This is a genomic window from Streptomyces sp. NPDC055243, from assembly GCF_044544025.1.
Taxonomy (GTDB): Bacteria; Actinomycetota; Actinomycetes; order Streptomycetales; family Streptomycetaceae; genus Streptomyces.
On the sequence record NZ_JBITWR010000003.1, the window covers coordinates 564559 to 587978 of the forward strand.

Annotated in this window: 20 protein-coding genes; 13 read left to right on the forward strand and 7 right to left on the reverse strand. The window is 72.1% G+C overall.

All coding sequences use genetic code 11. The features are described from left to right. Window positions 1-21: 21 nt before the first annotated feature. Both ACIGXX_RS12375 and ACIGXX_RS12380 read left to right on the forward strand, forming a co-directional pair. Window positions 22-2622, forward strand: coding sequence for a M14 family zinc carboxypeptidase (locus tag ACIGXX_RS12375; protein WP_399975067.1), 2601 nt, complete (start codon window positions 22-24; stop codon window positions 2620-2622). A 101-nt stretch (window positions 2623-2723) separates the two neighbouring features. Further along, complete coding sequence (locus tag ACIGXX_RS12380) at window positions 2724-3878, forward strand: serine hydrolase domain-containing protein (RefSeq protein WP_399975069.1); 1155 nt, start codon at window positions 2724-2726, stop codon at window positions 3876-3878. 64 nt (window positions 3879-3942) lie between these two features. On the opposite strand, the gene ACIGXX_RS12385 is transcribed toward ACIGXX_RS12380, so the two are convergent. After that, complete coding sequence (locus ACIGXX_RS12385; RefSeq protein ID WP_351160091.1) at window positions 3943-4371, reverse strand: organic hydroperoxide resistance protein; 429 nt, start codon at window positions 4369-4371, stop codon at window positions 3943-3945. A 115-nt stretch (window positions 4372-4486) separates the two neighbouring features. Next, entirely contained in the window at window positions 4487-5530 is a 1044-nt protein-coding gene (locus ACIGXX_RS12390; protein WP_399975073.1) for an NADP-dependent oxidoreductase, read from the reverse strand. Window positions 5531-5657: 127 nt separating this feature from the next. Here ACIGXX_RS12390 and ACIGXX_RS12395 point away from each other — a divergent pair, with 127 nt between their 5' ends. Continuing rightward, entirely contained in the window at window positions 5658-6107 is a 450-nt protein-coding gene (locus tag ACIGXX_RS12395) for a MarR family transcriptional regulator (protein ID WP_351160096.1), read from the forward strand. 24 nt (window positions 6108-6131) lie between these two features. Here ACIGXX_RS12395 and ACIGXX_RS12400 read toward each other — a convergent pair whose 3' ends face one another. The 4 genes from ACIGXX_RS12400 to ACIGXX_RS12415 all read right to left on the reverse strand — a co-directional run bounded on the left by ACIGXX_RS12400 (window position 6132) and on the right by ACIGXX_RS12415 (window position 9374). After that, the gene (locus tag ACIGXX_RS12400) at window positions 6132-6842 is read right to left on the reverse strand and encodes a hypothetical protein (RefSeq protein WP_366462066.1); all 711 of its coding nucleotides are present in this window, start codon (window positions 6840-6842) and stop codon (window positions 6132-6134) included. A 137-nt stretch (window positions 6843-6979) separates the two neighbouring features. Continuing rightward, entirely contained in the window at window positions 6980-7828 is an 849-nt protein-coding gene (locus ACIGXX_RS12405; protein WP_399975076.1) for an SMP-30/gluconolactonase/LRE family protein, read from the reverse strand. A 76-nt stretch (window positions 7829-7904) separates the two neighbouring features. Further along, window positions 7905-9206: a helix-turn-helix domain-containing protein gene (locus ACIGXX_RS12410; protein ID WP_351160701.1), complete on the reverse strand. Its 1302-nt coding sequence runs from the start codon at window positions 9204-9206 to the stop codon at window positions 7905-7907. Window positions 9207-9221: 15 nt separating this feature from the next. After that, window positions 9222-9374 carry a hypothetical protein gene (locus ACIGXX_RS12415; protein ID WP_351160102.1) on the reverse strand — a complete coding sequence of 51 codons (153 nt, stop codon included), beginning with the start codon at window positions 9372-9374 and terminating at the stop codon, window positions 9222-9224. Window positions 9375-9567: 193 nt separating this feature from the next. On the opposite strand from ACIGXX_RS12415, the gene ACIGXX_RS12420 reads away from it, so the two are divergent. The 10 genes from ACIGXX_RS12420 to ACIGXX_RS12465 all read left to right on the forward strand — a co-directional run bounded on the left by ACIGXX_RS12420 (window position 9568) and on the right by ACIGXX_RS12465 (window position 22215). After that, window positions 9568-10602, forward strand: coding sequence for a DUF3068 domain-containing protein (locus ACIGXX_RS12420; protein WP_351160104.1), 1035 nt, complete (start codon window positions 9568-9570; stop codon window positions 10600-10602). Between the two features lie 217 nt (window positions 10603-10819). Then, complete coding sequence (locus ACIGXX_RS12425) at window positions 10820-11998, forward strand: glycosyltransferase family 4 protein (RefSeq protein WP_351160107.1); 1179 nt, start codon at window positions 10820-10822, stop codon at window positions 11996-11998. Further along, window positions 11995-12714 carry a class I SAM-dependent methyltransferase gene (locus ACIGXX_RS12430; RefSeq protein ID WP_351160110.1) on the forward strand — a complete coding sequence of 240 codons (720 nt, stop codon included), beginning with the start codon at window positions 11995-11997 and terminating at the stop codon, window positions 12712-12714. Before ACIGXX_RS12425 ends, ACIGXX_RS12430 begins: the two co-directional genes overlap by 4 nt. Beyond that, window positions 12711-17270 carry an alpha-(1->3)-arabinofuranosyltransferase family protein gene (locus ACIGXX_RS12435; RefSeq protein WP_399975081.1) on the forward strand — a complete coding sequence of 1520 codons (4560 nt, stop codon included), beginning with the start codon at window positions 12711-12713 and terminating at the stop codon, window positions 17268-17270. The genes ACIGXX_RS12430 and ACIGXX_RS12435 overlap by 4 nt, the downstream gene beginning before the upstream one ends. After that, the gene (locus tag ACIGXX_RS12440) at window positions 17267-18889 is read left to right on the forward strand and encodes a condensation protein (RefSeq protein ID WP_399975084.1); all 1623 of its coding nucleotides are present in this window, start codon (window positions 17267-17269) and stop codon (window positions 18887-18889) included. The genes ACIGXX_RS12435 and ACIGXX_RS12440 overlap by 4 nt, the downstream gene beginning before the upstream one ends. Next, on the forward strand, window positions 18886-19626 hold the full coding sequence (locus ACIGXX_RS12445) for a class I SAM-dependent methyltransferase (RefSeq protein ID WP_383818719.1): 741 nt from the start codon (window positions 18886-18888) through the stop codon (window positions 19624-19626). Before ACIGXX_RS12440 ends, ACIGXX_RS12445 begins: the two co-directional genes overlap by 4 nt. A 16-nt stretch (window positions 19627-19642) precedes the next feature. Continuing rightward, the gene (locus ACIGXX_RS12450) at window positions 19643-20548 is read left to right on the forward strand and encodes a hypothetical protein (RefSeq protein ID WP_351160703.1); all 906 of its coding nucleotides are present in this window, start codon (window positions 19643-19645) and stop codon (window positions 20546-20548) included. Beyond that, entirely contained in the window at window positions 20548-20775 is a 228-nt protein-coding gene (locus ACIGXX_RS12455) for a Trm112 family protein (protein ID WP_351160119.1), read from the forward strand. The genes ACIGXX_RS12450 and ACIGXX_RS12455 overlap by 1 nt, the downstream gene beginning before the upstream one ends. Continuing rightward, on the forward strand, window positions 20772-21611 hold the full coding sequence (locus ACIGXX_RS12460) for an FkbM family methyltransferase (protein ID WP_351160122.1): 840 nt from the start codon (window positions 20772-20774) through the stop codon (window positions 21609-21611). Before ACIGXX_RS12455 ends, ACIGXX_RS12460 begins: the two co-directional genes overlap by 4 nt. Further along, entirely contained in the window at window positions 21592-22215 is a 624-nt protein-coding gene (locus ACIGXX_RS12465; protein WP_399975089.1) for a hypothetical protein, read from the forward strand. Before ACIGXX_RS12460 ends, ACIGXX_RS12465 begins: the two co-directional genes overlap by 20 nt. Here ACIGXX_RS12465 and ACIGXX_RS12470 read toward each other — a convergent pair. Continuing rightward, the gene (locus ACIGXX_RS12470) at window positions 22143-23354 is read right to left on the reverse strand and encodes a Cmx/CmrA family chloramphenicol efflux MFS transporter (protein ID WP_399975092.1); all 1212 of its coding nucleotides are present in this window, start codon (window positions 23352-23354) and stop codon (window positions 22143-22145) included. The two genes, ACIGXX_RS12465 and ACIGXX_RS12470, sit on opposite strands and share 73 nt — an antisense overlap. Window positions 23355-23420 lie beyond the last annotated feature (66 nt).

Sequence of the window (23420 nt, forward strand, 5' to 3'; positions counted from 1 at the left end):
ACTTCATTCCCGGAGGTACGTATGGGCATATCCCGGCCATCCAGACCCGTTCTGCTCACCACCCTCGCCTCGGCGGGCGCCCTTCTGTTCACTACGCTCGCCCCCGGCAGCGCGACCGCGGACCCGAGTCCGGGCGGTCGCGACATCCTCCGCGAGGGCTCGCCCCTCAGCAGCACGGACCGGGCCGCCAAGGCGCCGAAGAGCGCCGCCGACCGGGCGCTGGGGGCCGCAAAGAGCCCCGGGCTCGATGCCGGGCGCGGCAAGAACCGCGGTTATCCCCGCGAGCAGAAGCTCACGCCGCCTCCCGCCAATCCTGACGACAAGTCGATAAAACTGGGCCTTTCCCCTTATCACTCCATAGCCCCGAAGCTGAACGACATCCAGGGCATCGGCGACCGCGTCAGCGTGGAGATCGCGGGCCGTTCGGCGGGCGGTCACCCGCTCTACCTGGTCACGGTCACCGCGCCGGAGTCGGCCAAGGAGACCGCCCGCCAGGAGCGGATGCGCGACCTCATCGAGAACGCGCCGGGCGCCGCCGCCAAGGATCCGGCGGTCAAGTCCTCGTACAAGACGCCGGTCTTCATCAACAACAACATCCACGGCAACGAGTGGGAGGGCACGGACGCCGCCCTGAAGCTCATCGAGAAGCTGGCGAAGGCGAAGGACGCCACGTCGAAGGACCTGCTCGCCCACAACCGGCTGTACTTCAACGTCACGGCCAACCCCGACGGCCGCATCGCGGGCACCCGCTCCAACGCCAACGGCTTCGACCTCAACCGCGACTTCATCACCGCGTCGCAGCCCGAGGTCCGCGCGATGCGACAGGTCGCCATCGACAAGCAGCCCGCGGTCATGATCGACCTGCACGGGTACGTCAACGGCACGCTGATCGAGCCGACGACTCCCCCGCACGGCGAGAACTACGAGTACGACCTCTTCCTCAAGAACACCTACGCCAACGCCCTCGGCATGGAAGCCGCGGTCAACGGCCTCGGCTACACCCCCGAGAAGGACGGCGTGGAGCCGGCCGTCATCCCCTTCCGCGACCAGGAAGAGGGCTGGGACGACTGGCCGCCGATCTTCACCCCGCAGTACATGCCGTTCCACGGCGCGGTCGCCGCGCACACCATCGAGTTCCCGATGGCGGTCAACAACGACGAGTACGACGAGTTGCCCGTGCCGGAGCTGCGGCGCCGCTCCGCGATCAACGTGGACATCGCGGGGGCCGCGATGACGGCGACGCTCGACTACACGCACAAGCACCGGACGTCGGTGATCGCCGACCAGATCGAGACGTTCCGGCGGGGCGCGACGGGCGCGGCGCAGGTGCCGGTGTCCCCGGAGACCGTGCCCGGGGTGCCGGGCATCGGCCCGGAGGACGTCTACACGACCGAATTCCCCCGTGCGTACGTGATTCCGCGGGGCAAGGAGAAGGGCGAGCGCGGCCAGCGTTCGGCGGCGGCAGCCTCGCGCCTGGTGGCACACCTGCTGGACAATGACGTCGAAGTCCGGCGTGCGACACGGGACTTCAGGCTCGGCGGCGTCTCGTACTCCGAGGGTTCGTACGTCATCGACATGCGTCAGCCCAAGCGCGGGCTCGCCAATGTGATGCTCGCCGACGGTCGGGACATCAGCGACAAGGTGTCCACCATGTACGACATCTCGGGGTGGAGCCTCGGGCGGCTGTGGGGCGCGACGGTGGACTCCGTGCGGGGCGGCTCGCTGACCGGTGTGCGCTCGCGCGTCGTCGACTCCGCGTCACGGGTCGGCCAGGTCGCATCGCGCGGGGATCTTCGGCTGCGGCTGGACGACGCGCGGGAGGTCGCTGCCCTGAACTGGCTGCTGGCGCGCGGGACTTCCGTGCGGCGGGCCGATGACGGGAGTGTGATCCTGCCGTCCTCGGCGCGGGGCGCGGCGAGCGCGGCGGCGAAGAAGTACGACGTCGCCTTCGACGCGACCAAGGCGAAGGGCGGGGCGCTCGTGCGCGCGACGCGGGTCGCGGCGGCCGTCACTCCTGGGGAGCTGTTCGCGCTGCGGGAGATGAACTTCGACGTGGTGCCGGTTTCCACGGATGTCCTCAACGCCGGTTTCGACTGGAAGAAATCGGGTGCGGACGCGCTGTTCGTTTCGGCGGGGCTTTCCTATGGCGAGCTGAATTCCGGGGCTCGGGCCGGGCTCGACGCTTTCCTCGCCGGTGGGGGCGGACTTGTCGGGCGTGGTGCGCAGGGCGCCGCGTTGAACTCGGACGCGAAGCTGCTTTCCGTTGAGGCGGTCTCCGGGAACGGGGATGCGAATGGCGTGGTGCGGGTGGTGAATTCCGGCGGTGCCGTGACCGGGGGTGCGGTGGAGCATTCGTTCGTCTATGCGCCCATGTGGTTCAAGGGGCTCGGGAGCGGGGTGCGGGTCGAGCAGTCCTACGGTGCCGGGAATCCGCTGCTTTCCGGGCACTGGCGGGCGGCGAACGGTGCGGGTGGCCCCGCGGACGCCGCGGGCCAGGCTTCTGTGGTGAGTGGTTCCGCCGCGACATCGCGTGTGGTCCTGTTCGGCACGGAGCCACTGTTCCGCGACCATCCGAAGGGAGTGTTCCCGCAGGTGGGGCGGGCTTTGTTGAGTGTGGGCTAAGGGGTAGCCCACACCGCCGAGTTCGTCCTCGAACGCCGGAGGGGCTGATAATTCAGCCCGTCCGGCGTTTGCGGGGCAGGCCCAGGGAGGTGACGCAACACATGACCCGTGAGATCAGGGTTCAAGGCACCACCGCGACCGGATACGAAGCCGTGCGGAGGGAATTCACCTCCCTGCTCGCCGGGGAGAAGCCCGATCACGCCGCGCAGCTCGTCGCGTACGTACGAGGAAGGCCCGTCGTCGATCTGTGGGTGGGACCGGACACCGGGCCCGGGACGCTGTTCGGCGTCTACTCCTCCACCAAGGGCGCCGCCCACCTCGTCATCGCCCTGCTCGTCCAGGACGGCGTCCTGGAGCTGGATCGCGAAGTGGCCCACTACTGGCCGGAGTTCGCCGCCGAGGGCAAGGGACGCATCACCCTGAGGGAGCTCCTCTCGCACCGCGCGGGCGTCGTCGGCGCCGACAGCGGGTTCAGCCCCGAGGAGATCGCCGACGACCGCGCCGTCGCCGCCCGTCTCGCGACCCAGCGGCCCTACTGGCGCCCCGGCAGCGCCTTCGGCTACCACGCCCTCTCCATCGGCGCGCTGGCCGGCGAGGTCGTCCTGCGGGCCACCGGTCGGACACTGCAGGAGACGTACGAGGAGCGGGTCCGCGCCCCGCACGGGCTCGACTTCCACCTCGGGCTCCCCGAGGCGCTCGAACCCCGCTTCCGCTCCGTCCTGCCGATGATCCCGTCCGCCACGGAGCAAGCCACCCTCGACGCGCAGCCGCCGCAGCCGGACACCCTGAACTCCATCGCCTTCAACCGCAACGGCGCCCACCCCACCGATCTGGAGGCGCTCCCCAACTCCCGTCTCGTGCGCGCCAAGGGGCCCGCGTCCGTCGGCGGTGTAGCCTCCGCGCGCGGTCTCGCCGGGATGTACGCGGCGGCGGTCACCGGGCTCGACGGCCGGGAGCCGCTCCTGAAGGCCGACACCGTGGCCGAGTTCGGGCAGATCCATTCCAACGGGTACGACCTGGTGGCGCAGGCCCACAAATCCTTCGGGGTGGGGTTCCAGAACACCGCCGAAGCGGGGTATCCGTTCCTCGGCGCGGGGTCCATCGGGCACAAGGGCGTCGGCGGCTCGCAGGCGTTCGCCGATCCGCGCAGCGGGCTCGCCTACGGCTACACGCGGCGCAGGTTCCCCTTCCCCGGCGGGCCGCCCCCGGAGGACGAGCGCCTTGTGCGGGCGATCCACACGGCCGCCGTCACCTGACGTGGCGGAGGGCCGCACCCCTTGTCCGGGGTGCGGCCCTCCGCCACGTAAGTGATCACGCCGATCAGGCGACCGCGAGCTCCACCTTGATGTTGCCGCGCGTGGCGCTCGAGTACGGGCACACCTGGTGCGCCTTCTCGATCAGGGACTGCGCGGTGGCCGCGTCCACGTTCGGGATGGAGGCGGTGATCGCGACCTCCAGGCCGAAGCCGCCGGCCTCGGTCTGGCCTATGCCGACCTTGGCGGTCACGGTCGAGCCGGAGATGTCGGCGTTCTCCTTGCGGGCGACCACGCCGAGCGCACCCTGGAAGCAGGCGCTGTAGCCGGCCGCGAAGAGCTGCTCGGGGTTGGTGCCCGCGCCGCTGCCGCCCATCTCCTTCGGCGGGTTGACGACGACGTCGAGCTTGCCGTCATCGGTGGCGACGCGGCCGTCACGGCCGTTCTCGGCGGTGGCGACGGCGGTGTACTTGACGTCGATCTGCTGGATGGACATAAGTGCCGGTTCCTCCTGAGATGTTCCGCGATGCGCGCCCACAGTCGCGACAATGTGGAATCACTTTATCGGATGCCGGAAAACCATCCGGCGCTGAGCCTCGTATGCCCGCGCCTCAGACCAGGGAAACGATCATCTTTCCCGTGTTCTCGCCGCGCAGCATGCCCAGGAACGCCTCGACGCCGTTCTCGACGCCCTCGACGAACGTCTCGTTGTACTTGAGCTCGCCGGAGCGAATCCACGCGCCGACCTCGGACACGAACTGCGGCTGCAGCGCCTCGTGGTCCCCGACGAGAATCCCCTGGAGGCGCAGGCGCTTGCCGATGATCATGGCCATGTTGCGCGGGCCCGGCGTCGGCTCGGTGTCGTTGTAGCCCGCGATCATGCCGCAGATGGTGGCGCGGCCGTGCACGTTCATGCGGCTGATGGCCGCTTCGAGGTGCTCGCCGCCGACGTTGTCGAAGTAGACGTCGATGCCGTCGGGGGCCGCCTCCTTCAGCTGCTCCACGACCGGGCGCGGGTCCTTGTAGTTGAACGCGGCGTCGAAGCCGTACTCCTCGACGAGGAGCTTGACCTTCTCGTCCGAGCCCGCCGAGCCGACGACGCGCGAGGCACCCTTGAGCTTGGCCATCTGGCCGACCTGGGAGCCGACGGCGCCCGCGGCGCCGGAGACGAACACCGCGTCGCCCTCCTTGAAGGAGGCGACCTCGAAGAGGCCCGCGTAGGCGGTCAGGCCCGGCATGCCGAGCACGCCGAGGTACGCGGAGAGCGGCGCGGCCTGTGCGTCCACCTTGACGGCTTGCTTGGCCGGGACGGTCGCGTAGTCGCGCCAGCCGCCGAAGTGCAGGACGTGGTCGCCCACGGCCAGGCCATCGGCGTTCGACGCGACGACCTCGCCGACCGCACCGCCCTGCATGGGCTGGTCCAGCTGGAACGGCGGGGTGTACGACTTCACGTCGTTCATGCGGCCACGCATGTACGGGTCCACGGAGAAGTGCAGGTTGCGGACCAGGACCTGACCGTCGGCCGGGGCGGCCACCGGGGCCTCGCGCAGCGCGAAGTCCTCCGGGACCGGCCAGCCGTGCGGGCGGCGCACGAGGTGCCATTCACGGCTGACGGCGGGGAGCTGCTCGGACCCGGGGGTGGGGGTGACGGACATGCGGGCGTCCTCCTGCTGCTCAGGCTGCCGTTTCCAGCAGGCTGTCGTATCGAAAATGCTTCATGTTGTGAAACAACCATGCTCCTACATATTTCATGATGTCAAGTAACGGAGTAGCCTGGAGTCCATGGCCACCACCAGCTCCCGCCCCCCGCGCACCGATCCCCTGACGCTCGAAGTCGTCGAGCTCATCGGCACGGTCGTCGCGCGCTACTACGAGGAGTACGACGCGGCGGCGGGCAAGCACGCCCTCACCGGTGCGCAGGCGCGCGTCCTGGGTCTGCTGTCCCTGGAGCCCCTGCCCATGCGCCGCATAGCGAAGAAGCTGAAGTGCGAGCCGTCGAACATCACCGGGATCATCGACCGGCTGGAGGCACGCGGCCTCGTCGAGCGGCGGCCCGACCCGGCCGACCGCCGCGTGAAGCTCGCGGCGCCGACGGAGGAGGGCCTGGAGGTCGCCCGCAGCCTGCGCGAGTCGCTGGACTTCGCGCGGGAGCCGCTGGCCGAGCTCTCCCGTGAGGAGCGGCTCGCGCTGCGCGGGCTGCTGCGCAGGATGATCGGCGAGGACGCGGGCTGACCGTCGCCCCCGGCGGCCGGTCCGTCAGGTGCACCACCACAGGAACCGGTCGCACGTCTGTGACGGCTCCGGCTCGGGCGTCGGGTCCGGCTGCTGCGTGGACGGCGGGGGCGTGGGGCGCGTCGTCCCGGGGGTGTCCGGGGCGTTTGGGGTGCCGTCGGGCGCGGAGGTCGTGGCCGGAGGTGCGGAACCGGGGTCCGTGCCGGCCTCGTCCGTCTTCTCTCCGGCCTTTTCCTTCTCCTTCCGCCCGTCCTTTTCCTTTTCCTTCTTCGCCGCCTCGGACGCCTTCTCCTTCGCGGACCTCGACGCCGAAGCCGAAGCCGACGCATCGGCCGCGGCGGCCTCCGCGTCCGCCGCCGTGCCGCTCTCCGGATCATCCGGCGTACGTGACGCGGACCTGCCCGCTCCCCCGTCCGGCGACGACGCCGCCGTCGGCTCCTCCGAAGGGCCCTCGATGCCGAGCTCGGCCAGGCTCAGGCCGCCGGCCGCGAGCGCGAGCCCGGCGGTGATCAGCAGGATCTTGCGGCGTCTGCGCCGGTGCGCCCGGCGGCCACGCTCCCGGCGGCGGCCCCTGCCGCGCGGCGCCGCATCGTCGTACGCACGCTCGGAACCGGCCGGTTCGTCCTGCGCGGTGACCGCCTCCGCGTACTCACGGCAGGCTTCGGCCGGCGTGCCGCACCCCGGGCAGGCCAGGGCGCCGTTGAGGTGCCTGTGGCACGGGTGGCAGTAGTCCATGAGGCACGGAGGCTAAGTGAGCCGCGGGTAACAGAGGAAGCCGCTGCCGTGAAGGTTGTGTGCGGAATCGAATGTTCCAACGGCATCGGCTCCCTCTCTGGGGCAAACCGCCTGTTCCGCGCCGGGCGCGGACGCCCCTAACCGGCGAACGCCGCCTGCGCCACGCCCTGCCCGGCGTCCGGCACCACCAGCACGGAGCCCGACAGGGGGTGCGGCGCCCCAAGTCCCGTGCGGGCGGAAGTGATGTACAGGTCGCGCAGCCCCGGACCGCCGAAGGCGCACGCCGTCGGGCGGCGCACCGGGAGCTCGATCACCCGGTCCAGGACGCCGGAGGGGGTGTAGCGGCGGACGGCGGCGCCGTCCCACAGGGCCACCCAGACGCAGCCCTCGGCGTCGACGGTGAGGCCGTCGGGGTACCCGGCCTCCTCCTCGATCGTCACCAAGGGGCGGCGGGAGCCGGGGAGTTGGTCGTCGCGCAGGTCCAGTACGTCGATGCGCCGGGTCGGGGTGTCGATGTAGTACAGGGAGCGGCCGTCCGGGCTCCACCCCAGGCCGTTGCTGACGGACACCTCGCCGAGGAGCTCGGTCGCGGCGCCGTCGCCGGTCAGCCGGATGAGGTTGCCGCCGCCCGTCCCCTCGTCGTAGCGCATCGTGCCCGCCCAGAGCGCGCCGTCGGGGGCGACCGCCGCGTCGTTGCCCCGGCGGCCGGGCACGACCTCGCGGTGCAGCCAGCGGAAGGCGCCGCCGTCGGCCACGGAGTCGTAGAGGCCCACGCCGTCCCGGAGGTTGACCACCAGGCCGCCGCCCGCGCGCGGCTTCGCGGCGCCGACGTGCTGCTCGGTGGCCATGACCGAGCTGTGCCCGGTCGACGGGTCGTACGTGTGGACGCGTGAACTCAGGATGTCGACCCAGATGAGCCGCTGGGCGGCGAAATCCCAGGTGGGGCCCTCGCCGAGTGCTGCCTGCGCGTGTACCGCCATGTCCATTGCGGCAGGCTACCCGCAGGGCTGTCCGTACGGCTGTCCGAACGCCCGGCTCAGTTCGCCCGCCCGAGCGCCCGGCTCAGTTCGCCCGCCCGAGCTCCCCTCGCAGCCGCCTCGCCCTGAGGACCAGCTCCATCTCGAAACGGCGGTCCGGGTCGTCGACCTCGTCGCCCCACAGCTCCCTGATCTGCCGAAGGCGGTAGCGCACCGTCTGCGGATGCACCCCGAGCCGTGCCGCGACCTCCGGAGCGCCGCCCCGCGTCTCCAGCCAGGCGAGGAGGGTCTCGGCAAGGCGGCGGGCGTGCGCGGGCCCGCAGTGCGCCAGCGGGGCCAGGCAGCGGCGGGCCAGGTCCTCGATGAGCTCCTCGGGCTGGAGCAGGACCAGGGCCTCGGTGTGCTCGGTGCAGTGCAGGACCTCGCCGGAGGGCAGCAGTCCGCGCTCCATCAGGCGGACCGCGGCCTCCGCCCAGCGCAGCGACTTCGCGGCGTCGGCCAGCGGCACGGGCGGGCCGATCGCGCCGGACCAGCCGGCCATGGCGCGCCGCAGGAGTTCGGGGCGGCCCGCCGCGTCCGGGTCGGGGACGACCATGCGGGGCTGTTCGGTCTCCATGTCGAGCAGGACGCCCTGGCCGACGGCGGGTGCCACGGCCTCGCGCGCGGGGCGCAGCAGTACGCCGACGGCGACCCGCTCGGGCAGCTGCCAGCCGACGCGGGCGGCCCGTTCGTCGAGCGCGCTGCGGGCGCCGGGCTGGCCCGACCCGGACGGCCCGGAGCGCGAACCGGAACCGGAATCGGCCGGTCCGCCGGAGCCGGATTCCCCGCGCCGCTCGGAGAGCAGCAGCTCCATCAGCTTCCGCTGAAGCCGCAGCCGTTCACCGGCCTGCCGGGCCGCGGCCTCGGCGTATCCGCGGACGGACTGGTCGACCAGGCCGTCCAGATACTCGAAGCCCGACTCGGCCAGTTCGTACATGGCCGGTGGCGGGATCTCGATCTGCTGGCCGATCTCGGCCAGGCGGCGCCAGGCGAGCCGTACACCGAGCCGGTAGATCGCCTGGAGCGAGTCGAGGCTGCGGCCGTGCAGGCCCTCGCCCCTGCCGAACTCCTGGAAGACCTCCAGCGGATAGCACGGCCGCCCTTCGGCGGACGCGATCTGCTGGACGAAGCCTTCCAGGGCACGGCGTATGCCGATGAGCGCCATGGGCTCGCCCGATTCGTCCAGGACGACGGGCAGGCCGGGGTACTCGGCGCGGATCTCCCGCAGTATGTCCTGGGCGAGTGCGGGCACTTCGTCCAGGGCGAGCGCGGCGAACCGCCGCACCTGCAGGGGAGGTACGTCCCGCCAGGCCGAGCGGACGGACAGCGAACCCTGGCTCTCGGTCACGGGCACGGCCGCCACTCACTGTCCCCGAGGGGCAGTCTCGTAGTGCACAAGGGGCGTGTTGGGCTGGTCGGGCGTCGCGTTCAGGGCAGCGACGATGCCGAGCGCGGCGGCCACGGCGAGTGCCGCGGCGGCTACGACGGTCAGACCGGCGGCGAGCAATCGGTGCATGTCAGGGTCAGCCTCTCTGCTGGAGGTCGTCCCCACCCAGGTCGCGCGGAAGATCGTGCGCACAGTCCCCTGCCGGCCCCGTCCGGCAGGTGCACAGTCTCATCAACGCATTGACACTTCGTCAAGGGTCCGCCTAGCGTTCCGGCCCCATACGGCTCGGTAACACTTCTCACCTGCCTCCAGGAGTGCCGGAATGCGCCGCACAGCCTCGCCCCTCTCGCTGATCCTCCTCGGACTCGGCGTCTTTCTGCTCGTCCTGGCCCCGATGCTCGCGTGGTACGTCGAGCCACGCGCGAAACGCACGCCCGTGGACATCGACACCACCACCGTCTTCAAGGGCAAGGGCAGCTATTTCGACACCGGGAAAATCAAGACAGTTCATGATAAAAACCTCACGATCACGCGTCAGGTACGCGGCGACGTGGACGACAGCAACAGCGACCACGCGGTCTGGGACGTGGTCACGTCCGTCGATCCGGACAAGTCCCTGCCGGCCGCGGACCCGCACGATTCGCTCCAGTTCACGACGGAGCGCTGGGTCACCGACCGCAAGACGAACAAGCCGGTGCACTGCTGCGACGAGAAGCCGTACTTCGAGGGTGAGGCCTACCTCAAGTTCCCCTTTGACGTGCAGAAACGCTCCTACACCTGGTGGGACAACACCCTCGGCGCGACGGTCCCGCTGACCTTCCGCGGCACGAAGAAGATCCAGGGGTACGAGGGCTACCGCTTCACCGCCAAGGTGAAGCCCGCGAAGACCGGCACCCGCCTGGTGCCGGGCCGCCTGGTGGGCCAGCCCAAGCGCAGCAACGTGCTCGCCGAGGAGTGGTACTCCAACCACGGCGTCGAGCTGGTCGCCGACAAGCGCACGGGCCGGATCATCTTCGCGGCCATCGGCCCCCGCAAGACGCTGCGCGCCCCCGGCTCGGACAAGGACGCGACGGTGCTGCTGGAGAGCAAGCGCATCGCGTTCACCACCGAGACGCAGAAGACGCAGGTGGGGCTCGCCGACGACGACAGCAGCCGGCTGAAGCTGGTGGGCGAGACGCTGCCGGTGGCCACGGGTGCGCTGGGTGCGCTGCTGGCCATCGCGGGAGGCGTGCTCGTCCTTCGCGGACGGCGGTCCGAAAGTGGGACACAAGGGTCGAACGGTCCCGGTTCGGCGCCGGAGTCGAACGGTCCGAATAGCGATACGTCCCCAACCGCCCTGCAACCCACCACGATGTGATGAGACGTCAGCTGTTGAAACACCGGAAGTTGTCACTTCGGTGAGTAGCCGCGTCGAACACGGCGGCGAAAACTAACCACCCCACCCCAAACACAGTCCCCGCACCGCCCTCGCACAGTCCGAGCACAGCACCTCCGCAAGCGACCCCGAACGGTGCACCCCCCTCTACGCCCCACAGCACCCTCACGGTTCCGCACCCTGACGAGTTGGAGCACGCATGCCCCAGCACGTGCCTTCCCCGCTGCGCACCGCCACACCGCGGGTCGCGCAACGGCTTCCGGCACCTCCCCCGCAGCCGCGCCGGATCGTTTTCCTCGCCCGGCGCGACCTCGGAAATCCGGCCGCGGGCGGATCCGAACTGCTCGTCGACCGGCTGGCCGACGGCCTCAGCAAACTCGGCCACCAGGTCACCCTCCTGTGCGGGGGTCCGGCCGCCTTCCGCGACTACCGCGTCGTGTCGGCGGGCGGTGACCTCGGGCACTACCTGCGCTCGCGCTCCGCCTTCACCCGGCAGGTCGGCGACTGCGACCTGCTGGTCGAGGTCTGCAACGGCATGCCGTACCTGGCGCCGCTGTGGCACCGCGGGCCCACGCTGTGCCTGGTCAACCACGTCCACACCGATCTGTGGGCGATGCGCTTCCAGGGCGCGCTCGCTCCCGCGGCCCGGCTCGGCCGAAGACTCGAGCACTGGTCGCTCTCCGGCGCCCAGCGCGGCAATCTCCTGGTGGCCGTCTCGCCGTCGACGGCCACCGCGCTACGCGCGATAGGCGTCGAGCGTGAGCGAATACGAATAGTCCACAACGGGGTCGAGGAGCCGGGTCCGCTCCATCCCCGCTCGGACGAGCCGCTGTTCCTGGCGATGGGACGGCTCGTCGAGTACAAGCGCATCGACCTGCTGCTGCGGCTCTGGGAGCGCGTCAGACCCGTCACCGGAGGACGCCTGGTGATCGTGGGCGACGGCCCGGAGCGGGCCCGCCTCGAACAGCTCGCAGGACCCGGCGTGGAGTTCAAGGGCCACGTCTCCGAGGCCGAGAAGCACCGGCTGCTCTGCGAGGCGTGGATGCTGCTTCACCCCTCCGCCGTGGAGGGCTGGGGCCTGGTCATCACCGAGGCGGCGACCCGCTCGACCCCGGCGATCGGCTTCGACGTACCGGGCGTACGCGACTCCATCGAGGACGGCGTCACGGGGCTGCTCGCCCGGGGCGAGAGTTCCTTCGCCGCCGCCTGGTGCACCCTGGCGCTGAGCGCCGAGCGCCGCAGGTCCTTCGGCAAGGCCGCCGGTGAGCGGGCCACCAGCTTCCGGTGGGCCAATTCCGTGCGCGAGTTCCAGGCGGTGGCCAACGAGGCGATCGTCACGCACCAGACCACCCACCAGACACCTCAGGGGTCCGTGTGAAGGACCCGTCCCTGCGCCGTTCCGTCACCCTCTTCCGGGCCTTCATGCGCGAACAGCAAGAGCCCGAGCGGTGTTACACCCTGCTCGCCCGTGACGCCGCCGACCAGGTCGAGGCCTACGGGCCGGTCAGGGACCGCGTCGTCGTCGATGTCGGCGGCGGCGGCGGTTACTTCACCGAGGAGTTCCGGCGGCGCGGCGCGCAGAGTTTCCTCTTCGAGCCGGACCCGGCCGAACTGGGCGCCAAACCGCCGGAGGGCTCCGTCGTCGCCGACGGCTACCTCCTCCCCCTGGGGGACGGCGTCGCCGACGTCACCTTCTCCTCCAACGTCCTCGAGCACGTGGACGACCCCCAGACGTTCCTCAGCGAGATGGTGCGGGTGACGAAGCCCGGCGGTCTGATCTACGTCTCCTTCACCAACTGGTACTCACCCTGGGGCGGCCACGAGTGGGCGCCCTGGCACTACCTGGGCGGAGCCCGCGCGCGGGCCCGCTATGAACGACGTACCGGCAAGGCAGCCAAACACACGCTCGGCGAGAACCTCTTCGCTCACCACGTCGGCCCGACCCTGCGCCAGGTGCGGGCGAGGAACGACGTGACCGTCGTGTCCGCACGGTCCCGCTACTGGCCCTTCCTGGCCAGTGGCATCACCAAAGTGCCGGGTGTACGCGAGTTCGCCACCTGGAATCTCCTTCTCATCCTCAGGCGGTGTCCATGACCACGGTGCAGGCCCCACCCCCGGCGGCAGTCCGGCCCACGGCTGACGCCCCCGAACCCGGCAGAGGCCCGCGCTCCAAGCGCTGGCTGCTGGGTTTCTGGGCCGTGGTGTTCGTCCTCTTCCTCGCCGTGAAGCCGGGGCGGATGACGTTCGACACCAAGCTGGGGGTCGCCGTCGACCCCTGGCAGTTCCTCTCCGACCTGGGCCAGCTCTGGCACGACCGGGGCGGCTTCGGCGGCATCCAGGACCAGTACGTCGGCTATACCTGGCCGATGCTGCCGTTCTACGGCCTCGCGGACCTGGTCCAGCTCCCCGTGTGGTTCGCGGAGCGGCTCTGGCTCTCGCTGATCGTGGCCACCGCCTTCTGGGGCGCGCTGCGGCTCGCGGAGCGGCTGCGGATCGGCAGCAGCTCCAGCCGGCTGCTCGGCGCGGTGGCGTACGCCCTGTGGCCGACGTTCACCGTCGTCGTCGGATCGACGTCGGCGGCCGCGCTGCCCGGCGCCCTGCTGCCGTGGGTGCTGCTCCCGCTGACCGACGACCGCATCAGCGCGCGGTCGGCGGCCCTGCGCTCCGCGCTCTTCATCCCCTTCATGGGCGGTGTGAACGCGGCGGCGACGCTGGCGTCCCTGCTGCCGGTGGGCCTGTACCTCCTGTCGCGACCGAACGGCCCGCGCAAGCGGAAGCTGATCACCTGGTGGGTGCCGGGCGTCATCCTCGCCACCGCCTGGTGGGTCGTGCCGCTGCTGATGCTCGGCATCTACGGCGAGAACTTCCTTCCGTACGTGGAGAACTCGGCCACCACGACCGGCACGATGTCGGCCACCGAGACACTGCGCGGCGCCGGCAACTGGGTCGCGTACCTGCACTTCGGCGAGGCCTGGCTGCCCGCGGGGTGGTCGGTCGCGACATCCGTGGTCGTCGTGGTCTGCTCCGCGTTCGCCGCCGCCCTCGGCCTCGCCGGGCTCGCGCGGCGCGATCTGCCCGAGCGGCGCTGGCTCGTCCTGACCGTCCTCTCGGTCGTGCTCGTCACGCTCGCCGGGTACGGCGGCTCGTTCGGCGCCCCCTTCCACGACACCGTGCAGTCGTGGCTGAACGGCGGGCTCGTCCCCTTCCGCAACATCTACAAGTTCCAGACGGGCCTCGCGCTCGCGCTGGTCTTCGGCCTGATGCACCTCGTCGGGGTGGCCGCGCAAGCGCGCGGGGCGCGGCCGGTGCGGGGGCGCAAGTTCGCCCCGCTGATCGCCGCCGTGCTCGTGCTGCCCGGTCTCGCCTTCCCCTACCTGAACGGCTCGATCCTCCAGCCCGGCTCCTTCCAGAAGCTGCCGAACTACTGGGAGGCCACGGCCGACTGGCTGGAGAAGTACTCCCCCGACTCCCGCGCCCTCGTGGTGCCCGCCACCGCGCACGGCATCTACACCTGGGGCTCGCCCATCGACCAGCCCCTGGACGTGCTCGCCGAGTCGCGCTGGGCGCAGCGGGACTACGTCCCGTTCGGCACGCCCGGCAACCGGCGCGCGATGGACGCGGTCGAGCAGGCGCTGGCGACGGGCGGCGCGGTCCCCGGCCTGCGCGACTACCTGACCCGTGCGGGCCTGTACTACGTCGTCGTACGCAATGACCTCGACCCCGACCAGATCGGGAACGTGCCGACCTCGACCGTGAAGCGGACCCTGGAGGAGTCGGGCTTCGACCGCGTCACCGGCTTCGGTCCCAAGGAGACCGGCGGGACCATCCCCGAGGACACTCCCCTCCAGGTCGAGGGCCTCTACCCGCGCGAGCGCGCGGTGGAGATCTACGCCCCGGGAGCGGGCGCCGAGCGTCCCGGCCAGGCCGGGATCAAGCCGGTCTCCAACACGGCCGTGGTGAGCGGTGGCCCCGAGTCGCTGCTCCAGCTGTCCGCCGACCCGGCGATGCGCGACCGCCCCTCCGTCCTGACGGGCGACAACCACCCGGGCGTCGGAACCCCCGGCCTGCAGGCGGTCGGTGACGGCCTGCGCCGCGCCGACACGCGCTTCGGCCTGGTCAGCTCCAACACCTCCTACACGTACACGCCGGGCGAACGCAACGCGAGCGACGCCCTGCAGGAACCGGGCAAGAAGCCGCATCAGATCCTGCCCACCACGGGGATCGCGCACCAGACGACGGCGGTGCTGCGCGGCGCGAAGTCCGTGACGGCGTCGAGCTACGGCAGCTGGCTCTTCCACCTGCCGCAGTACGACCCCGTGAACGCGTTCGACGGGAACCCCAGCACGGCGTGGGCCGAGGGCAGTCCGGGCAAGCCCAAGGGCGCCTGGATCAAGGCCGAGTTCCGGTCCAAGGAGTCGATCCCGTCCTCGATCCGGGTCATCCCGCTGCCGCAGGAGGGCGTGCGGGCCGCGCCCACCCGGGTTCGGGTGGAGACGGAGCAGGGCAGCCGGACGAGTTCGCTCCAGCCCAACGGCATGCGCCAGAGCATCAAGGCGCCCGCCGGTGAGTCGAGCTGGCTCAAGGTCACCATCCTGGACGCGCAGATCGGCTCCGAGGGTCTGACGGGTGCCGGGTTCTCGGAGATCACCGTCCCGGGTGTGCGCGTGACGAAGCTGCTTCAGCTGCCCAAGGACACCGGGGCCGACGCCGGCCGCGAGGCCGCCGCGGGCGCCGATGCCACGACGTACTCGATGCACCGTGCGTCGGACCCGGGCGCGCTGGCGCCGGTGAACGCCGAGGCGGGACTGCACCGCCGCTTCTCGACCCCGGCCGAGGCCGAGTTCGAGGTGCGGGCCAGCGCGGTCGCCCTGCCGGGGTCCGAGCTGGACAAGCTGCTCTACAAGGTGGCACCGGAGCAGAAGGACCAGATCGTCGCGAGCGCCGACTCCACGTCGAAGCTCGGCGGCAGCCTGTCGCCGCGCAACCTCACGGACGGCGACCTGACGACGGCCTGGATCGCCGGTGACAGTCCCGTGGTCCACCTGAAGTGGAAGGGCAAGCAGCCGATCGGCGAGATCGTCCTGCCCGCGGCGGGCGGACTCTCGACACGCCCCGAGAAGGTCGAGATCAGCTCGCCGGACGGCGCGGCGATCGTCGGCGTCGACGAGAACGGCAACGCGCGGTTCTCACCGATCACCACGGACGAGCTGACGATCAAGGTCACCGAGACCGCGCCGCTGGCGGTCCACAACCCGGTGGCGGACGACAATCTGCAGCTGCCGGTGGGCCTCACCGAGGTCTACGTCCCGGCCCTGGACCAGTACCGGACGAAGCAGCCCAAGGCGTCGAAGACCTTCGAACTCGCCTGCGGCGAGGGCCCGGACCTCGCCGTCGACGGCAAGCTGCACGCCACGAGCGCGAAGGGTTCGGTACGGGACCTGATCGAGCGGCGGCCCATCGAGGTGACGCTCTGCTCGCGGGGTTCGGAGAACACGGCCCTGACGCTCGGCTCCGGCGAACACACCGTCGAGGCCGGGGACGCGGGCCCGCTCACCCTCATGGACGTCTCGCTGACGCAGGGGACGCCGGGCACCATCGACAAGGAGTCCCGCTCCCTCGACATCAAGGACTGGCTCGGCGACCGCCGCGAGGTGTCGGTGGGCGCGGGCTCGGCCTCCTACCTCTCGACGTACGAGAACATCAACGACGGCTGGAAGGCCACGCTCAACGGCAAGGAGCTGTCGTCCGTACGGCTCGACGGCTGGCAGCAGGGCTTCCTGGTCCCCAAGGGCGAGGGCGGCACCGTCAAGCTGAGCTACGAGCCCTCGCGGATCTACGAGATCGGCCTGATCGGCGGCGGTGTCGGCGTCCTCGCCCTGATCGCCCTGGTCCTGATCCGGCGCCGCGACCCGAACCCGGACGGGCCCGACGTGGCGCCGCCCGCGCCCGGTCTGATCCTGGGCACGGTCGCGCTGACGCTGGTGGCCGTGGTGATCGCGGGCTGGTTCGCCCTGCTCGTGCCCGCGCTCGCGCTGCTCGCGTGGCGCCGACACGCGCTGCTCGTCCCGCTCGCCTTCGTGGCGATGGCCGGGGCGGGGATCGTGGCGGCGACGGGAGCCGGTGAGCCGACCACGTCGGACGCGGGTGCCTTCAGCCCCGCGGCCCAACTCCTGGCGCTCATCGCGCTGTTCGCCGCGCTGGTGAGTGTGCGGGGCAGCGCCACGGTTGCGCCGGCGGGATCCGGGGACACGGGTGGAGGGGGCGAGGCCGCCGCATGGGGGCCGCCGCCTTCGCACCAGCCGCCTTCGCACCAGCCGCCCGCGGCTCCGCCGGTGACACCGGTTGCGCCTTCTCCGGTGAGCGGCAGTACGCCCGCGCCGGGTCCCGACCGGGATCTGGGGACGACGCCGCTGCCGCGCCGGAAGCGTGGGGAGAGCGGTCCTGGTGCGGATGGTGCGGATGCCGACGGCACTCCGCAGGCGGCCACCAGCTCGACCATCTCCGCCAGGGGCCCCGCTTCCGCCCAGCCGGAACCGACGCCGCCGGGCAGCACGCGGACCACGCGCTTCAGGCGGCGCAGGGCAAGGACGACGGACGGGCTCGCGGGAGCCGCGGCGCCGTCCGCCCCCGGGGAGGACACGGACCGATGACCGCACTCGATCAGCCGGCACGCCACGCGGACGGGCCCGAGCGGCCCCCGCGGCGTGTGCCGTTCCCCGTCGTCGACGAAGTCTCCCGGCACTGCCTCCAGGAGGAGGAGCCGGAGACGGTGCACATCGAGGTGCACCTGCCCGGCACACCGGACCCGGCCCGCCTGAAGGCCGCGTTCGACGAGGCCCTGCGCCGCCACCCGCGCATCCTGATGCGGGAGGCGCGGGGGCCCTGGTACCGCCGCCGTTACGAGTGGGAGCTGACGGCGGGGCCCGACGTGGAGGTGGTCACCTTCCCGACCCCGGAACGGGACGCCCTGAAGAAGGCCCGTACCCGCTCCCTCTCCGAGGCCCCGCCCCTGACGGCTTCCCCACCGATCCGCCTGGAGGTGATCGCTTCCGGCGAGGGTGCCGGGGCAGGCGGGGCGGTGGGCACGGGCGGTGCGGCGCATGCGGGCGACGCGGCGAGCACCACCGCCTCGGGCGACGCGGCCGGAGCGGGCGGCTCGACAGGGACGAGCGGCACGGCAGGGGCGGGCGGCACGGCCGGAGCGGGCGGCGCGAGCCGCGCGGCCGGTCTCGCCGGGCCCGGCAGTTCCGGGGCGGCCGACAGCCCGTCCGCGTCGGGGGCCGGCGCCCCCGACGCGGGCGTCACCCCATCCAGCTCAGGGCGCCCCGCCGGCAGCGGCAGCGTCCTCTTCCTCACCATCAACCACACCGCCCTCGACGGCCCCGCCTGCCTCCGTGTCCTCGCCACCGCCGCCGAGCTGTACGGCGGACAGGACAACTCCCCCGCCGCGCCCCCGCTGCGTACGCCCTCGGCCTCCGCGCCCGAGAGCGCGGAGCCGGTCGACGACGCGCCCGGCAGCTGGGCTCCCCCCGCCCGCGTCTCGCGCGGCACCCCCGAGCCCTCGCCCGGCAACGGCATGCTCGTCGCCGAGTTCCCGGTGCCGCGGCGGCCCAAGGGGGCACCGTTCACCGTGAACGATCAGCTCATGGTGGCGACCGCGCTGATGATCGCGCACTGGAACCGGGAGCACGGGGCCCGGCCGAAGCCCTTCCGGATCACCATGCCCGTCGACGACCGGCCCCGCAGCATGGAGATGCCCATCGGGAACGGCACCCGGCTCGTCGAAGTGCCGTTCACCGCAGCCGAGTTGACCTCCGAGGACTGGGGCCCGGAGGACATCGGCGCGCTGCTGCGCCGCACCGCCGACCGCACCCGCGCCCTCAAGGCGCTCCCCCGGCCCCAACTCGGCCGCGGCGCCGCCCTCCTGACCTCGCCCGTCCTGCCCGTCACCCTCAGGGCCGCCGTCACGCGCGGCCTGCGCAGAGCAGCCGCGCCCTGGACCTCCACCACGCTGCTCAGCAACATCGGGCGGGTTCCGTACTCCCTCGACTTCGGTGACGCCGGACGCGCGCACGCCGTCTGGTTCTCCGCGCCCGCACGGCTGCCCCGCGGCCTGACCGTGACCACGGCGTCCACCGCGGGCCGGCTGCACGTCGCCCTGCGGTGGTCGAAGACCCTGCTCAGCAGCGGCGACGGGGCCCACCTGCGCGACCTCTTCGAGCACTACCTCCACGCCACGGAGCACACGGAGGAGGGGACGACACCATGACGAGCACCAGCACCAGCACGGCACCCCGCGACCTGCGGGACTTCTACGAGGACCCCTCCGTCCCCGTCGCGTCCGGCGACGCCCGCAGCCTCCGCCAGGCCCGGATGCTCGCCGACGCACTCGGCCCCGCCACCGCCCGCACCTGCGTCGTCCTCGACATCGGCTGCGGCGACGGCACCGCCGCCGCGGCCGCCGCCCCGTTCCTCGCGGGGCACCGCGTCGTCGGCGTCGACTGGTCCCAGGACGCGCTCAAGCGGGCCCACGCGCATCTGCCGTACGTCGTACGCGGTGAACTCACCGACGGCGGGCTTCCGTTCGCCGACGGTTCCGCCGACGCCGTCCTGTTCAGCGAGGTCATCGAGCATCTCGTCGACCCCGACAGCGCCCTCGACGAACTGCGCAGAGTGCTCAGGCCGGGCGGGCATCTCATGCTGTCCACGCCCAACCTCGCCGCCTGGTACAACCGCGGGCTCCTGCTCGCCGGGGTGCAGCCCGTCTTCTCCGAGGTCAGCCTGCGCGGCATCCACGGGCGTCCGGGGAGCGAGGTCGTCGGACATCTGCGGCTCTACACCGCCCGCGCGCTGCGGGAGTTCGTCGCCGCGTCCGGCTTCGACGTGGTGCGGGTCGCCGGTGCGCCCTTCCACGGCGTACCGCGTCCGCTGCGCGCCCTGGACCGGCTCGCCTGCGCCGTGCCCAGCGCCTCGTCGATCCTGCTGCTGCACGCCCGAAGGACGTAGCGTCATGTGGTGGGGTGTGGCCGCGGCCCTGCTGGCGAACCTCCTCTACAGCACCGGGTTCGTCCTGGAGAAGCGGGCCCTGACCGCGATGCCCTCCGTCAGCGTGCGCAACCCCGCGCGGCTGCTCCGGCAGGTGATCTCCAGCCCGCTGTGGATCGGCGGATCGCTCGCGCTCGCCGCCGGGTTCGGCGCGCAGCTCGCCGTCTACCGGACGCTGCCGATCGCCGCCGCGCAGGGCATCTTCGTCTCCGGCCTCGTGCTCCTGCTGCTGCTCTCCTCCGTGCTGCTCGGGGAGCAGACGTCGGGGCGCGAGCGGTACGCCGTCGGGGCGATCCTCGCCGCGCTGCTCATGGTCGTCCTCTCGCTGAGCGAGGAGTCCGACACCGTGAGCCGCAGCGCGCCGGTGCCGCTCGTCCTCATGGTCTGCCTGCCCTCGCTCGCGGCGGGGGTGCTGCTGTACGGCTCCGCCGAGCGCCGGGCGAAGCACCGGCACCGGCTGCCCACGACCGGCGTCGAGTACGGGGTCGCCGTCGGCCTCCTCTACGGGGTCAGCTCGCTCGCCATCAAGGGCGTGTCCAGCTACCTGACCACGGACGACCTCGGCTCCGCCTTTCTCGACCTGCTGCGCTCCCCGTATCCCTATCTCCTGCTGTTCACCGGCGCGTTCGGCCTGATCATGTCCCAGGCCGCGCTCCAGCGCTGCCGGGCCTCGCTCATCGTCCCCGTGTGCACAACGGTTACCGCGCTGTTCACCGCGGTACTCGGGACGCTGGCGTTCGGCGAGCCGCTGCCCGACGAACCGCTGCGGCTCGCCCTGCGGATCGCGGGCACGGCGCTCGCGGTGTCCGTGCTCCTCGCCATGCCCAAGCATGACGCGCCCCCGCCCCAACCAACGCCCCCGACCAAGGAGTTGACCAGCTGATGAACCCCGAAGACCCGCTTCTGAAGATCCTTGCCTGCCCGCTGGACAAGGGACCGCTGCACCTCCTGGAGCCCGCGGAACCCCTCGTACCGCAGGAGGTGCTCTACAACCCGCGGCTGCGCCGCCGCTATCCGATCGTCGACGGCATACCGCAGCTCCTGCCCTCGTCGGGGGAGCAGATATCGGAGGACGAGCACGAGCAGCTCCTGAAGCGGATCTCCCCGTGACGGGGCCCGAAAGGCCCGACACCAAGCCCCACAAGACCGTGGCCGCCCGGCTCGCCCCGCACCTGCCCGGCCGGCTCATCGGCGCCCTGGCCCGCCTCGTCTACCCCCGCTTCGAACCGGAGCTCGCCCGCCTCGCCGACCTCTGCCCGCGCGGCTGCGGCACGGCGGTGGACGTCGGCGGCTGGTACGGCCCCTGGTCGCGCCGCCTTGCCTCGCGTGCGCGCCGCGTGGTGACCGTGGAGCCCGTGCCGCACCTGGCCCGGCTCCTGGAGTCCTCCACGCCGCGCAACGTCCGGGTGATCCAGGCGGCGGCCACCGACCGCCCCGGCACGGCCCGGCTCTGGCTGCCGCAGGGCGACCGCGGGGAGCGCGGGGTCTCCTCGCTCATCCGCAGGGACATCCACGCCAAGGCGGTCGAGGTGCCCTGCCTCACGCTGGACGGGCTCGGCCTGCGCGACGTCGACTTCATCAAGATCGACGTGGACGGCAACGAACTCCCGGTGCTCCAGGGCGCCCACGACCTGCTCACCCGGGACCGGCCCGCCCTCTTCATCGAGCTGGAGTCCCGCATCCAGCCGATCAAGCCGATCATCGAGCTGCTCACCGGGCACCACGGCTACCAGGGCTGGGTCCTGCCCCACCACACCTGGCTGCCGCTCGCGGACTTCGACCTGGAGGCGCACCAGAACGACACGTCGTACGTCGTGTCGCAGGGGCTGCTGCGCAGGGTGCTCACACCGCGCCGCCCCCGGTACGTCAATTCGGTGCTCTTCCTTCCCGGCGGGCGCCGCCCGGGAGCGGCCGTGGTGCGCGACCATGGAGCCCATGTCCGCTAGCTCCGCCCACGGCCCCGGCCCCAGGTCATCGGGCCCCTTCACGCCTCTCGACTTCCAGCTGGTCCTGTTGCGCCGCATGGCCGACCACAATCCGGACCTGGTGGAGGCGGCCCGCCACGAACTCGGCGTCTCCATCGCCGACATGCGCGAGGCCAACCGCCGCTGGCAGGCGATGAGCCGCTCCGCCCGTTCGCGCGGCGCGGTCTCCCGCTACCGCTCGGTGCTCGGCGCCCCCGAGGCCACCGTGGCCCGGCGGATCGGCGACCTGGAGTGCGAGGCCCTGCTGTGGCCGGTGCCGCTCTGGCCGAGCCTGCGCTTCGAGGTCCTGCGCGCACCGAACGGCGCGGTGTGGAACGAGTGGCTGATCCGCGCGCCCGGCGCCCCGGGGCCCGCGCTCGGCACGCTGGACGACCTCACCCCCTGGTCGTGCACGGTGGACGAGGCCGCCCGCGCGTTCACCCCGGCCCGCCCGATGGAGGGCACGGCGCCCACGCGCTGGCGGCTCGCCTTCACCGCGCCGGACGGGGCGGGTCAGCCGCGGCGCTGCGTCGCGGAGTTCACCTGGGGGCTGCTCCAGCGGCTCTCGTTCCCCGACGGCGGCTGACGCCTGCGGGCCAGGGCCACCGCCCCCACCACGAGGGCCGACGCCACCAGCAGCGCGCTGACCCACAGCGGCGCGCGGTGGCCGAGCCCCGCCGAGAGGGCGATGCCGCCGCCGACGGGGCCGACCGCCGCGCCCACGTTCAGGGCGGCCGTGGCGAAGCCGCCCGCGAGCGTGGGGGCGCCGGTCGCCGCGTACAGCGCCTGGGTGATCAGTGCGGAGCCGACGCCGAAGGACAGCGCGCCCTGGACGGGGACGAGGACGACCGCCGCCACCGGATGCCCGGCGGTCAGCGCGAGGAGCACCCATCCGGCGAGCAGCGCCACCGCGCCCGTGAGCAGGAACGGAACGGGCCGTGCGTCGGCGCACCGCCCCGCGACCGTGACCCCGACGAACGATCCCGCCCCGAAGAGCGCGAGCAGCGCGGGCACCCAGCTCTGCGAGAAACCGGTGACGTCGGTGATCACGGGTGAGAGGTAGGTGAACGTGCAGAAGGTCGCGCCGTTCACCAGCGCCCCGAGCAGCAGCGTCACCACGAGGCGCGGCGCGCGCAGCGACCGCAGCTCCCCGCGTGCGTCGGACCCCGCGGTGCCGGGCGCTGCGGCGGGCACGGACCGCAGGATCGCGAGGACGGCGGGCACCGAGACGAGGGCCACCGCCCAGAAGGCGGACCGCCACCCCCAGAACTGCCCGAGCAGCGCACCGCCGGGCACGCCCGCGACGCAGGCGAGGGTGACGCCGCCGAGCAGCACCGAGGTGGCCCGCCCCTTGGCGTTCGGCCCGACCATGCCGGCGGCGGCGACCAGGGCCACCGCGAGGAAACCGGCGTTGGCGAGCGCACCGACGACGCGGGTCGCGAGCAGCACGGCGAAGCTGGTGGTCAGCGCGCCGACGACGTGGACGAGCAGGAAGGTGACCAGGAAGGCGAGCAGCGCGGTCCTGCGGGGCCAGTTCCGGCTGAGGACGGCCATCACCGGCGCACCGATGACCATCCCCACGGCGAAGGCCGAGGTCAGGGTGCCCGCGGTGGACAGGGACACGTTCAGGTCGGCGGCGATGTCGGGGCCGAGACCGGAGAGCATGAACTCGGAGGTGCCTTGCGCGAAGACGGCGAGTCCGAGGATGTAAAGGGCAAAGGGCATGAGGAAGCTCCGCAGGGCGGCGCATGGCCGCCGGCCGGGAAAAGGGGGACGTCAGTCCGCGCGCCG